At 69.2% G+C, this 12,017-nt stretch carries 12 protein-coding genes, 1 tRNA gene and 1 pseudogene; 10 read left to right on the forward strand and 4 right to left on the reverse strand.

All coding sequences use genetic code 11. The features are described from left to right. Nucleotides 1-6: 6 nt before the first annotated feature. Nucleotides 7-504, reverse strand: coding sequence for a phosphoribosyltransferase (locus C4B68_RS18810; RefSeq protein ID WP_099505922.1), 498 nt, complete (start codon nt 502-504; stop codon nt 7-9). 2 nt (nt 505-506) lie between these two features. Then, nucleotides 507-1,082, reverse strand: a complete 576-nt coding sequence (dcd, locus tag C4B68_RS18815) for a dCTP deaminase (protein WP_099505921.1) — start codon at nt 1,080-1,082, stop codon at nt 507-509. Between the two features lie 511 nt (nt 1,083-1,593). Here dcd and C4B68_RS18820 point away from each other — a divergent pair. Next, nucleotides 1,594-1,667, forward strand: a tRNA-Gly gene (locus C4B68_RS18820). Between the two features lie 279 nt (nt 1,668-1,946). Here C4B68_RS18820 and C4B68_RS18825 read toward each other — a convergent pair. Then, on the reverse strand, nt 1,947-2,441 hold the full coding sequence (locus C4B68_RS18825) for a hypothetical protein (protein WP_099505920.1): 495 nt from the start codon (nt 2,439-2,441) through the stop codon (nt 1,947-1,949). 3 nt (nt 2,442-2,444) lie between these two features. Here C4B68_RS18825 and C4B68_RS18830 point away from each other — a divergent pair. The 5 genes and pseudogenes from C4B68_RS18830 to C4B68_RS18850 all read left to right on the forward strand — a co-directional run. Continuing rightward, nucleotides 2,445-2,570: pseudogene (locus C4B68_RS18830) on the forward strand (serine/threonine-protein phosphatase); the annotation flags it as partial. Between the two features lie 695 nt (nt 2,571-3,265). Next, the gene (locus C4B68_RS18835) at nt 3,266-3,670 is read left to right on the forward strand and encodes an STAS domain-containing protein (RefSeq protein WP_306511552.1); all 405 of its coding nucleotides are present in this window, start codon (nt 3,266-3,268) and stop codon (nt 3,668-3,670) included. Beyond that, on the forward strand, nt 3,667-4,338 hold the full coding sequence (locus C4B68_RS18840; RefSeq protein ID WP_240634401.1) for a hypothetical protein: 672 nt from the start codon (nt 3,667-3,669) through the stop codon (nt 4,336-4,338). Before C4B68_RS18835 ends, C4B68_RS18840 begins: the two co-directional genes overlap by 4 nt. Next, on the forward strand, nt 4,298-5,089 hold the full coding sequence (locus C4B68_RS18845) for an ANTAR domain-containing protein (RefSeq protein ID WP_240634402.1): 792 nt from the start codon (nt 4,298-4,300) through the stop codon (nt 5,087-5,089). Before C4B68_RS18840 ends, C4B68_RS18845 begins: the two co-directional genes overlap by 41 nt. A 78-nt stretch (nt 5,090-5,167) precedes the next feature. Next, entirely contained in the window at nt 5,168-5,884 is a 717-nt protein-coding gene (locus C4B68_RS18850; RefSeq protein WP_099505917.1) for a GAF and ANTAR domain-containing protein, read from the forward strand. A 266-nt stretch (nt 5,885-6,150) separates the two neighbouring features. Here the strand turns inward: C4B68_RS18850 and C4B68_RS18855 are convergent, their stop codons facing one another. After that, a complete protein-coding gene (locus tag C4B68_RS18855; protein WP_099505916.1) occupies nt 6,151-6,972 on the reverse strand; it encodes a SigB/SigF/SigG family RNA polymerase sigma factor in 822 nt (273 codons plus the stop codon). Between the two features lie 401 nt (nt 6,973-7,373). Here C4B68_RS18855 and C4B68_RS18860 point away from each other — a divergent pair, with 401 nt between their 5' ends. The 4 genes from C4B68_RS18860 to C4B68_RS18875 all read left to right on the forward strand — a co-directional run bounded on the left by C4B68_RS18860 (nt 7,374) and on the right by C4B68_RS18875 (nt 12,010). Further along, the gene (locus tag C4B68_RS18860) at nt 7,374-8,024 is read left to right on the forward strand and encodes a hypothetical protein (RefSeq protein WP_240634403.1); all 651 of its coding nucleotides are present in this window, start codon (nt 7,374-7,376) and stop codon (nt 8,022-8,024) included. A 44-nt stretch (nt 8,025-8,068) separates the two neighbouring features. Next, nucleotides 8,069-9,427 carry a SpoIIE family protein phosphatase gene (locus C4B68_RS41935; protein WP_167459109.1) on the forward strand — a complete coding sequence of 453 codons (1,359 nt, stop codon included), beginning with the start codon at nt 8,069-8,071 and terminating at the stop codon, nt 9,425-9,427. 335 nt (nt 9,428-9,762) lie between these two features. Beyond that, nucleotides 9,763-10,914: a ferredoxin reductase gene (locus tag C4B68_RS18870; RefSeq protein ID WP_373682270.1), complete on the forward strand. Its 1,152-nt coding sequence runs from the start codon at nt 9,763-9,765 to the stop codon at nt 10,912-10,914. A 19-nt stretch (nt 10,915-10,933) separates the two neighbouring features. Beyond that, the gene (locus C4B68_RS18875; RefSeq protein WP_099505915.1) at nt 10,934-12,010 is read left to right on the forward strand and encodes a fatty acid desaturase family protein; all 1,077 of its coding nucleotides are present in this window, start codon (nt 10,934-10,936) and stop codon (nt 12,008-12,010) included. Nucleotides 12,011-12,017: the final 7 nt, after the last annotated feature.

Here is a 12,017-nt window from a genome sequence, read left to right on the forward strand (position 1 = left end):
CCGCGTCTACGCGTCGAGGACCTGCCCCGCCCGCTTGATCACGGGCTCGTCGACGCTCCACGGGAAGTTGATCCAGTCGTCGGTCCGCTTCCACACGTACTCGCACTTCACGAGGGAGTGCGACTTCTCGTAGATCACGGCGCTGCGGACCTCGGCGACATGGTCGACGCAGAAGTCGTGCACGAGCTTGAGCGTCTTGCCGGTGTCGGCGACGTCGTCGGCGATCAGGACCTTCTTGTCGGAGAAGTCGATGGCATTGGGGACGGGGGCGAGCATGACGGGCATCTCGAGGGTCGTCCCCACGCCCGTGTAGAACTCCACGTTCACCAGGTGGATGTTCTTGCAGTCGAGGGCGTAGGCGAGCCCACCGGCGACGAAGACGCCCCCGCGGGCGATGCTGAGCACTATGTCGGGCTCGTACCCGTCGTCGGCGATGGTCTGGGCGAGCTCGCGGACCGCGGCCCCGAACCCTTCGTAGGTGAGGTTCTCGCGCACCTGGGACATGCTCACACCTGGGTCCGATGGAAGTTGAGGAAGGAGCGGGAGGCGGTGGGCCCACGCTGCCCCTGGTAACGGGACCCGTACCGGTCACTGCCGTACGGGAACTCGGCCGGCGAGCTGAGCCGGAACATGCACAGCTGCCCGATCTTCATGCCCGGCCAGAGCTTGATGGGCAGGGTGGCGAGATTGGACAGCTCAAGGGTGACGTGGCCGGAGAACCCGGGGTCGATGAACCCGGCGGTGGAGTGCGTCACGAGCCCGAGCCGCCCGAGGGAGCTCTTGCCTTCGAGCCTCGACGCGAGATCGTCGGGAAGCGAGATCACTTCATACGTACTGGCGAGGACGAACTCACCGGGATGAAGGATGAACGGCTCGTCGCCGTCGGGCTCGACGAGCCGCGTCAGGTCAGCCTGCTCGATCGAAGGATCGATGTGCGGGTACCGGTGATTCTCGAACACCCGGAAGTAGCGGTCCAGCCGCACATCGATGCTCGACGGCTGCACCATGGATTCGTCGTAAGGATCGATGCGCACCCGGCCCGCGTCGATCTCGGCCCGGATGTCCTTGTCTGAGAGAAGCACGTCCTGAGGATACGCACGGCGCGCGGAGCCACCACAATCGTGACGACTCCACGCGCCTGTCCTGCTCCCTGCCCGCCTACTCCCTTACCGCTTCTCCAGAGCCACGGGCACCGCACTGCGGAGCCGGGCACAGCGTGGACACCGGACCAGCCGGCCGGGGCCGAGGCGCTCGGCCTGCTGCATCGGGAACGAAGCGGTGCTGAACACGTGCCCCTCGGCACAACGGACGACGGTGCGCTCCATCAAGTCCCAGAGTCCCTTCCCCAAGAGCCGCGTCGGGCAGATACCCCGACAACGAAAGCCACATTACGGGATCAAAGGGACGGCCCTCCAGGCGGCACTCCGCTCCCACCCAGACCCTCTCCAACGCCCCCACCGTACGCCCCAACTCCCGCCCCCCGCAGCCGCATCCACCCTCCCCAACGCAACCGGGCCCCACGGTTTCAGCACCGGGGGCCACGCATGAGGTACAGTGAGCGAGCATTCGACACCGGCTCAACCGGTGTCTTACGCGGGTGTAGTTTAATGGTAGAACATCAGCTTCCCAAGCTGAGAGCGCGAGTTCGATTCTCGTCACCCGCTCCAGAATGAAACCCCAGGTCAGCGACCTGGGGTTTGTTTGTTGTCTAGTCCAATTTGGCGGTTGCGTGCCCTCCGCGTGCCCTAAGTCCGGGTGAAGGGCCCCATGGGCGGGTCTCCGGGGGTGAATCCGAGCCCCGCAGCGCTAGCGCGTCTCAAATGGCGAGACTCATTTTCGGTGACCTGGGTCACATGCTGAGCAAATAGGGTCCAAGCCGCATACGCAAAGGGCGACTTGCTGGGCGGCGTGTAATCGCTCGGCTTAAGGCAGCCGGCTGCGTCTCCTTACCTGGCTGCGGCCCCGGGTGATGCCATGTCAATCTCGCCGAGATCGGCGTGCCGCTTCCACGGGTAGCTGTCCCAGCCTGCGTCCAGGATCGGGTTACGCCCGAGGTTCTTGCCCGTGAGAGCAGTGCTGAGGGCATACGTGGACTGGAGATCGTCTGCCTGCCGCTCAAGGAGAAGCCGGCTTGCCGACGTGTCCTGCAGGGTGACGAGGTGTTCGAGTTCCGAGGCGCTACAGACGGTGACACACGTGTCTGAATCCTGCTGGCCCTCACGCTGGAAGGGGGCGTTGGCGGTGTGGAAGGGCTCCATGGTCACGACGAGGCCGTGCACGGGCCGGTCCGCGGGTATGTGGGTGAAGCTCGGGTGCCTGCTGGCGATCAGGGCTGCGGTGGTTTCGACCTGTTGGTGGGCGTGCTTGAGCTGGCGCAGGGCGGCGTTGGTTCTGTCCGGTACGCCGAGGCGTAGCTGTTGGGTGGGGCGGGTTGACTTCACTCAGCGGTGGTGCGCTCGCTCTCCCACTCCCTGAAGCAGCAACGGGGCGGCCGCACCACCGACGACGCGACCCTCTTCCTGATCGAATGGCGAGGGAGCGCCGCCGACCACCTCGTGCTCCTGGAGTGAGCCGACAACCGCACCACCGAACAGGGGTCGACGCCACAGAGACCGCTGCCTGGCCAACCTCGGTGCGCACTCGCCCCTGGCTGTCCGCCGGTGCGCCCCTGACCACGGCCCCACACGGAATCACGAGCCCCCACGTCAGAAACGCGAACGGATCGAATAGGCATTACCGAATTGCGTGACGCCAGCCCTGGGGAATCACGCGACCGGATTCTGCGGAGTCGAGCTGTTCAACTCCGTCTTGCAAGCCACCTCCTGGATCGGTGCACGGGGGAGGGTCGTACTCGGGCGGCCGTCATGAGTGCTTTCTGTCCGACTGCCGTTGCGATGCCTCGGACATGCGCGAGCCACCGCTCTTTGCACCGTCCATATCCTGGGATACAGCTGCTTCGGACCGTCCTTCACACGACGCGAGGACTACGCTGCTGTGTAGACGTCCCAGACCCTGGCGGCATGCTGTTGCTGAACACAGATGGCTGCGGGGTGCGGACTCTTCGTCTGTCACCCGGCGCATCCCTGGAGGGAACCGGGTGGTCCTCTGTCCTGTTGAGCAGGCTGACGGACCGGCCGCTGCTCTGCCTCCGCCGAAAATTCGCCCCTGCCGGGAGCGCGCCCAGGGGGCCGGGACTCCGGCACCACCGCGCCCGCTGCCGGATGGTCTTCCGAACCGAGGCGTCATGCCCCTTCCCCAGCTCACCGTGTACCGCCATGACCGAGAGAATCGGGCGCTGATCACCCTGTCCGGTGAGATCGACCTCGAATCCGCGCCGTTGGTGCGCGCGTCCCTGGAGCGGTGCCGGCGGGACGGTATCCGCACCATCGACGTCGACCTAACTCCCGTCACCTTCTGCGACTGCAGCGGACTCAACGCATTCCTCCGGGCTGCGCAGCAGACCACCGTGGTCGGCGGGACCCTGCGACTGCACCATCCACCGACGACGCTGGCTCAGATTATCGACCTCGCCGGCTGCGGGTTCCTGCTCCTCGGCCCTCCGTTCGACCACATGCCGCCTTCTCTCCGGGGCACCCCGGCCACCCCCCCTCAAGCGCCGCCGCACCGGTCTGTCCCGCCTGTACCTGTTCTCTCGGGCAATGTGCGATGACGGTCGAACCCGGGCGCGGACAGTCACGGAAGCCGGGAGACGGCGAACCCTCCGCCATGGCTCCGGTGCGGTTGCGTCGGCTGAACCGCTGGCAGGTGGACAGCCTGCGTGAGGACCTGGCGGATCTGTATGTGGAGTCCCGCGCAACAGCGCCGGGTGATCCATACCGCCGTCCCAGCCGCCAGGACTTCTTGAACCGTCTCACCACGGACATGCGCCGACCGGGATTCGCCATGGTGATCGCCGAGATGGACAGACTGATGGGATGCGCCTTCGGATTCCCGGTACGCGACGACGGCTCCTGGTGGCTCGGCTTCGAAGGACCATTACCGCGCAGCATCGAGCAACTCACAGTGTCCTGCAGCGTCTTCGCGTTCGCCGACATCATGATCCGGCCGCACCCGCAGGACCGTGGCCTCGCCCGTCGTGTGCAGGCGCGGCTACTGACCGACCACCAGGCATCACTCGGCACCACGTTGGTGGACCGGGCCGATCGCCCAACCCTCGCTGCGCTCCACTCGTGGGGGTGGATGGACGTCGGAGAGCTTCGCAGGCCGGCCGGCCCCACCACGTTCCGCGCACTGGTATTTCCCGTCGGGGAACGGACCACGGCGAGGATGGACGGCCTTGTCACGATGCCTGGAGGCGGTGGCTCGGGTGGGGCCTGACGGGCGGTCGGCCCGTATTCAGGTGCTGGTGGCCGAGCAGGCGGTCCGACGAGGTGCCCGGGTCGGTGTGGTGGACGTATGCACCGCGGCCGTGGCCGCGCTCCCGGTCGGCGGGGCCGGGCTGTCGGCGATGTCCAGGGCCGCGGGGAGCCATCCGGTGTGCAGCACCGACGACATCAGCGAGCAGCTGGAAGAGCTCCAGCTCACGCTGGGCGAGGGGCCCTGCGTGGACGCCTTCATCCATGGCTCGGCCGTCCTGACGCCCGATCTGCTGACCGGTGCACTGCAGGACCGCTGGGTCGTGTTCGCGGATGCGGCCCTGGACGCAGGGGCACGCGCCGTCTTCGCGCTCCCCCTGCAGATCGGGGCGATCAGCCCGGGAGTCCTGGACCTGTACGCCGACGTGCCGACCGTGCTGGACGCCGAGGAACTGGCCGACGCGCTGGCCTTCGCCGATCTCGCGACGCTGCTCCTGCTCGATGCGCGGATCGACGAGACGGGCGCGCCGGTCGGCGGGCCGTCGCCGGACCGCGGCTTCGAGGACCTGGGCGCTTACCGGGCTGAGATCGACCAGGCAACCGGCATCCTCACCGTCCAGCTCGGCGTCGGCATCGACGAGGCCTTCGTCCGGCTGCGCGCCTACGCCTTCATGCAGGGACGTCGGCTCGCCGACGTGGCCGCCGACGTGGTGGCCCGTCGGCTCCGCTTCTCCCCGGACACGGAACCCAGACGGACCGACGAGGAGACCTGATGTACCGGTGCCGTCCGATGAACGTGCCGCGCTTCCCGCCCCTTCCCGGCGGTACTAGTCTCAATCGAGGGTGTCACGATGAATCAGCAGCTCCTGGCCAAGACCTTCGTCGAGCTGGCGGACAACCTGGTCGCCGACTTCGATCTGATCGATTTCCTGCGCCTGCTCACAGACCGTTGCGTAGGGCTGCTCGGCGCGAGTGCCGCCGGTGTGCTGCTCGCGGACCGCGACGGCGAGCTACGCGTGATGGCCGCCTCCGACGAACAGGTACGGCTGCTGGAACTCTTCCAGCTCCAGAACGACGAAGGCCCCTGCCTGGAGTGCTTCCGCACCGGCTCTCCCGTGATCGTCCCCGACCTCACCCGGAAGGTCGACCGCTGGCCGCGCTTCGTCACGGCGGCCCACCGCAGCGGCTTCGGGGCGGTCCAGGCGCTGCCCATGCGCCTGCGGGACGAGACCGTGGGCGCCCTGAACCTCTTCCACACCGCGCCCGGCCCCTTCGACCCACTCGCCACGCACATCGCCCAGGCCTTGGCCGACGTCGCCACCATCAGCCTGCTGCAACAACGCACCGCTCACCGCAGCACGGTGCTCAACGAGCAGCTGCAGACGGCGCTGAACAGCCGGGTGCTGATCGAACAGGCCAAGGGGAAGCTCGCCGAACGCCAGGGCATCGACATGGAACAGGCTTTCAGCGCGCTGCGCGGATACGCCCGCGCCCACAACCGGCGCCTGGCCGACGTGGCCCGCGCCTTCATCGACGACTCCGAACCCCTTCCCAGTCTGGGGTCCTGACCCACTCCGCGCCGCAGTCGGCCCGCTACCGACCGCGACCCCTGCGCCGGGGTTCGCGTTCCGGACGGCCGCCGCCCCTGCGGCGGCCGTCCGTGGCGCGAGGATGGGAGGCCCCCTCCACCGTGTCCTCCCACGCTGTCCTCCGCGGCGGCGGGACTGGTGGGAACATCCCGTCTGGAAAATGCCGGGAGGACGGAGGCCGGAGCAGATACAGGCGAAGCGGAACAGGGCCGTTCGCGGGCGCCGCCCGTGTACCCGGGACATCGTCACGCGGTCCTCCTCGGAACGCGTGGGTCGGCCATCACCTGGTCGTGCAGGCGTGCACAGGTGCGGGTGATCAGACGGGAGACGTACATCTGAGAGACACCGAGCTGCAGACCGATGCGGGCCTGCGTCATGTCGCAGAAGAACCTCATGTACAGGATCTGGCGTTCGCGTTCGGGCAGGGCCCGCAGCAGAGGTCGTAGGGTCTCACGGTTGACGACCCGGTCGAAGCCGGGCTCCATGCCACCGAGGGTGTCGGCCAGCGGGTGACTGTCCGCGGAGCCGCCGGGCACGGCGTCCAGGGACAGGGCGGTGAAGCTCTCCAGCGCCCCCTGGCCCAGCAATACGTCCGCCTCGGTCAGTCCGGTGTGTGCGGCGATCTCGTGGACGGCGGGTATCGATCCGCCCAGCGAAGTGCTCAGCTCATGGTCGGCGGAGCGGACCTGGCCACGCAGCTCCTGTACGCGCCGCGGCACGTGCACGACCCAGAGTTCGTCACGGAAGTGCCGCTTCACCTCGCCGAGGATCGTCGGTATGGCAAAGCTCGGGAAGGCGGTGCCGAGACTCGGGTCGAAGCGGGACACCGCCTTGACCAGGCCCAGTTGGGCGACCTGCTTGAGGTCTTCGAAGGTCTCACCGCGATGGCGGAAGCGCCGGGCCAGCCGTACCGCCATCGGCATCCAGGCGCACACCACCTCCTGGCGCAGCGCGGACCTCTCCGGACCGTCCGGCAGAGCGGCGATACGGCGGAACGCGGCATTGGTGTCCGGCGCGTCGTCGTAGCGGTGCGCGCTTCGTGGGCCTTTCGTGCGTTCGGCCGGCATGGGCACGTGTCTCCCTGATCGGTGGCGTCAACTCACCGTGGGAGCCGGCAGACCGCAGCACACACAGGGGGAGCAGCGACGGCTGCTCGCACGGGCGTGCCTCCGGTCTGAAGCACACCAGACGGCTTCCCGGGCAGCCCGCTTCCAAACAGGCTCGGCCACACAGTCGCAGCTGCCCACGGAGGGCGTACGGGGCAGGCGACGCGAGCGGCGACACCCGGCTGGCACACTCACCGTCCTGCTGCCTGGGCCACAGTGGCCCCATACCCCCAACGGGCCCCGGCGGGGCGCCGATCCGGGGCTATGCTGGTGAACAGACGTCCCGGACCCCGGCGCAGCACCGCTCATCGGCCATGATGGCACTCCCGCACATCTGCCGGTCTCCTGAACCGAGGCGCCCCATGCGCACTCCGCGGCAACCACACCAACCCGAAGGCTCGGCGCCGTCCGCCATGGACACGGTGCGGCTGCGCCGGCTGAACCGCTGGCAGGCGGAGGGCCTGCGGGAGGACCTGGCGGATCTGTATGTGGAGTCCTCCACCACCGAGCCCGGCGAGGAGTTCAGCGGCCGGCAGGAGTTCCTGAGTCGCCTGGAACGTGATGTACAGCTGCCGGGATTCGACATGCTGGTCGCCGAGGCACAGTCCCTGACCGGCTGTGTCTTCGGATTCCCCGTGCCGCGCGACGGCTCCTGGTGGGAGGGGTTCGACGGTCCGATGCCGCAGAACCTGGAGCAACTGACCGCGTCCGGGCATGTCTTCGCGATTCTCGAAACCGTAGTCCATCCGCACCAGCACGCCCACGGGCTCGCCCGCCGGCTCCAGGAGCGTCTGCTCGCCGACCATCAGTCCTCGCTCGGCGTCACCTTGGTGGATCAGTCCGCCCGTTCGGCCTGTGCCGCCTTCAAGGACTGGGGCTGGCAGGAGGCGGGGCAGATCCACCGCCTGCCCGGTCCAACGGCCCTGCGGGTACTGGTTCTTCCTCTTGGCGAGCGCACGGAGGATCATCCGGACGGCCTCGCCCACAACGACCGGACCCAACGGCCCGAATAGCCCGCACCGACCGGACATGGCGCGACCGAGGCGTGGAGGAGCGGGTGGATCTGTCTCCGGATCAGGAGGCGCGGCGGATCGCCGCGGTGCGTCGTTACGACATCCTGGACACTCCGCCCGACGGTGCCTTCGACCGGATCGCCGCGCTGGCCGCCCGCCTGTTCGACGCGCCAGCCGCGACGGTGACGATCGTGGATACCGACCGGGTCTGGTTCAAGGCCGCGTACGGTCTGGCGGGGGTCACGCAGATCGGCCGGGACCCGGGGCTGTGCACCTCGACGATTCTCACCGGCGGCCCTCTGGTCGTCCCCGACACTCTCGACGACCCGGTCGCCCGCGCCCACTCCCTGGTGACCGGTCCGGCTCGGGTGCGCTTCTACGCCGCCGCCCCGATCACCACCAGCGACGGTCACCGCCTGGGCACCGTGGACGTCCTGGACACCAGGCCGCGCCGTATCACGACGGACCAGGCCACCGCCCTGACCGACCTGGCCGCGCTCGTGATGGACGAACTCGAACTGCGGCTGTCCGCGCTGCGCATGCTCCGTGTCGAACGGGAACTGGTGGAGGTCGAGCACGCGGCACGGGAGCGCGCCGAGCGGGACCGGTCGGAGATCGCCGCGTACGCCTCCACCCTGCAGCGCACCCTGCTGCCTCCGGCACTGCCGGAAGTGCCCGGCCTGGAGGCCGCCTGCCACTACACCACCGCCTCGGTCCACGACGTCGGCGGCGACTTCTACGACGTCTTCCCGCTCGGCGCCGGGCGCTGGGCGTTCTTCCTCGGTGACGTCAGCGGCCGGGGCGCACCCGCCGCCGCGCTCACCTCGCTGATCCGCTACACCCTGCGTACCAGCGCCCTGTTGGAACCGGACCCGTGTGCGGTACTGCGGAAGCTCAACACCGCTCTGCTGTCGGCATCGTCCGACGGCAGCGGCTTCTACGACGTCTTCCCGCTCGGCGCCGGGCGCTGGGCGTTCTTCCTCGGTGACGTCAGCGGCCGGGGCGCACCCGCCGACGCGCTCACCTCGCTGATCCGCTACACCCTGCGTACCAGCGCCCTGTTGGAACCGGACCCGTGTGCGGTACTGCGGAAGCTCAACACCGCTCTGCTGTCGGCATCGTCCGACGGCAGCGGCTTCTGCACCCTGGTCTTCGGCAGATGCGGGGGGCCATGGTCGAAGCCCGAAGCCTCTTCGAGGCACTGGTCACCGAAGAGCCGACCGACCCGGACCGGCGTCGGCGACGAAATCGCCACCCACCTCACGAACACCCCGACGGAACAGCGGTGCGTTCCCCGCGAGAGTTGGCAGGCCCCGGACACCGCAGCGCAGACCGAGAGGCGCTGTCGCGGGTTGCGCCCAGCGCCTGGGGAGCTGGGGTGTGTCGAGCCGCACGGGCACTGACACGGCGTGCGCCCAAACGGGATTCGGCCATGGTGCGATGGACGGGCGCGGAATTCGTACGCCTTGCTTCCGAGGTCCCTCCGCGTGCGCCGGGCGGGATCGTCCCTGTCGCCCGGCGTGAGTGGGAGGAGGGGTGGGTGGGGTGGCGGAATCTGGTTCCGCGTCCGCCATGGGCCGTGTCGTTGTGGTTCTCTGGCGGGACGCTGGCTGCGGCCCGCCACCTGGGGGCCGACGCACGTGACCGAGGCGATCCCGAGTACATGATGCGGGGATGCGCCCGACGAGCCCGACGCGCCCTGCCCCCGCGTGCCCAGTGGTGAGAGAAGGGTTCCCCCATGCCGGTTCTGCGCGCGTCGATCGGTCTCGCCGCGAGGCTCGCCGAGTGGGGCGGCGGCCGGGTGCCGATGGTGGCGGGCCGGATCACCAGTGCTCTCGCGAGCCCGCTTGCGAGTCCCCTCGCTCCGGACGACTACCTGGGCCTGATCGACCCGCTGCTGTCCGCCCGCCATCCCGCGGGCCGGGTGGTCGCCGTGCGGCCGGAGTGCGCCGGGGCGGCCACGCTGGAGATCCGTCCCGGGCGCGGCTGGGCGGGGCATCGGGCCGGGCAGTACCTGCCGGTGGGGGTGGAGATCGACGGCGTACGGCACTGGCGTACGTACTCGATCACCTCACCCCCCGAGGCGCCGGGCCGGACACTGACGATCACGGTCAAGGAGGATCCCGGTGGCCGGGTCTCCCCGCACCTCGTGCACCGGACGCGTCCCGGCACGGTGCTCCGACTCAGCCCCGCGCAGGGCGAGTTCACGCTGCCGGAGGATCCGCTGCCGCCGCGGATGCTGATGGTGACGGCGGGCAGCGGCATCACCCCGGTGGCGGGGATGCTGCGCACCCTCGCGGGCCGCCGCCTCTCCGGGCCCGCCCCCGACGTCGTACTTCTGCACAGCGCACCCGGCCCGGACGAGTTCCTCTTCCGTGCCGAACTGGCCGGGCTGGCAGCCCGGTTGCCCTGGCTGAGCGTCCACGCGCGGTACACCCGTACCGCAGGCCGGCTGGTCCCGGAGCACATGGGCGTGCTCTGTCCCGACTGGTACGACCGGGAGACCTGGGCCTGCGGTCCGGACGGACTGCTCGACGCACTGGAGCGGCACTGGGCGGCGGCAGGTGCCGGTGAGCGGCTGCGCGTGGAGCGTTTCCGGCTGACGCCCGTGCCGGCGCAGGGCTCAAACATGCCGGGCGGCCGGGTCCGGTTCGAGCGCAGTGGCGTCGAGGCCGACTCGTCCGCGTCGGTGCCTCTGCTGGAGACCGGGGAGACGGCGGGTGTGGCGATGCCGTACGGCTGCCGCCGGGGGATCTGCTTCGGCTGCCTCGCACCGCTGGTCCACGGCCGGGTCCGCGATCTGCGGACCGGTGAACTGCACGGTGAACCGGGCGAATTGATCCAGACCTGCGTCAATGGAGCGGCAGGTCCCCTCGCCCTCGCTCTCTAGGCCCCTCAAGGAGCCTGCGATGTCCACAACTGCCGTACTCAGCAACGCAACCGGGAAACCGACAGAGGAACTGGGCGAGGAGCTCGACCGGATCCGCGCCGAGGTCGTCGCCGCGCGCGGCACGGACGACGCCCGCTACATCCGTACGGTGATCGCCGTCCAGCGCGGCCTGGACACCGGCGGCCGCGCCGCCCTCGCCCTATCCCTGTTCCCGCCCGCCTGGATCGCGGGCACGGCGATGCTCACCACCGCCAAGATCCTGGAGAACATGGAACTGGGCCACAACATCCTGCACGGCCAGTGGGACTGGATGGGCGACCCGGCGATCCACTCCACCACCTGGGAATGGGACTTCCTCACCCCCGCCGACGCCTGGAAGCACACCCACAACCACCTGCACCACACCTACACCAACGTCGTCGGCCTCGACCGGGATCTCGGCTACACGATCCTGCGCATGAGCCCGGAGCAGCGCTGGCATCCGGTCCACCTCCTCCAGCCGCTGTACAACGCGCTGCTCGCCCCCGTCTTCGAATGGGGTATCGCCCTTTACGACCTGGAGGCGGACGCCGTGCCGTGCGGCCGCAAGAGCGTGCGGGCCCTCCTCGGCGACCTGGCCGGCCTGGCCCGCAAGGCCGTGCGCCAGGCGGCCAAGGACTACGTCCTCTTCCCCCTGCTCGCGGGCCCGTCCGCGCTGCCCTGTCTGCTGGGCAACGTCACCGCGAACGGGCTCCGCAACATCTGGGCGCACACCGTGATCTTCTGCGGCCACTTCCCGGGCGCCGTCCAGACCTTCTCGTACGAGGAGGCGCAGCTAGACGGTGAGACCCGAGGCCAGTGGTACCTGCGCCAGATCCAGGGCTCGGCGAACATCGAAGGCGGTCCCCTCCTCCACGTCCTCACCGGCAACCTGAGCCACCAGATCGAACACCACGTCTTCCCCGACCTGCCCAGCAACCGCTACGCCGAACTCGCGCCACGGGTGCGCGAGATCTGCGCCCGGCACGGGATCACGTACGTGAGCGGGCCGCTGTGGCGCCAGTACGCGTCCATGTGGGGCCGCGTCCTGCGTCACTCGGTGCCGCACCGGTACTAGCGCCGTC

The organism is Streptomyces dengpaensis, assembly GCF_002946835.1.
Taxonomy (GTDB): Bacteria; Actinomycetota; Actinomycetes; order Streptomycetales; family Streptomycetaceae; genus Streptomyces; species Streptomyces dengpaensis.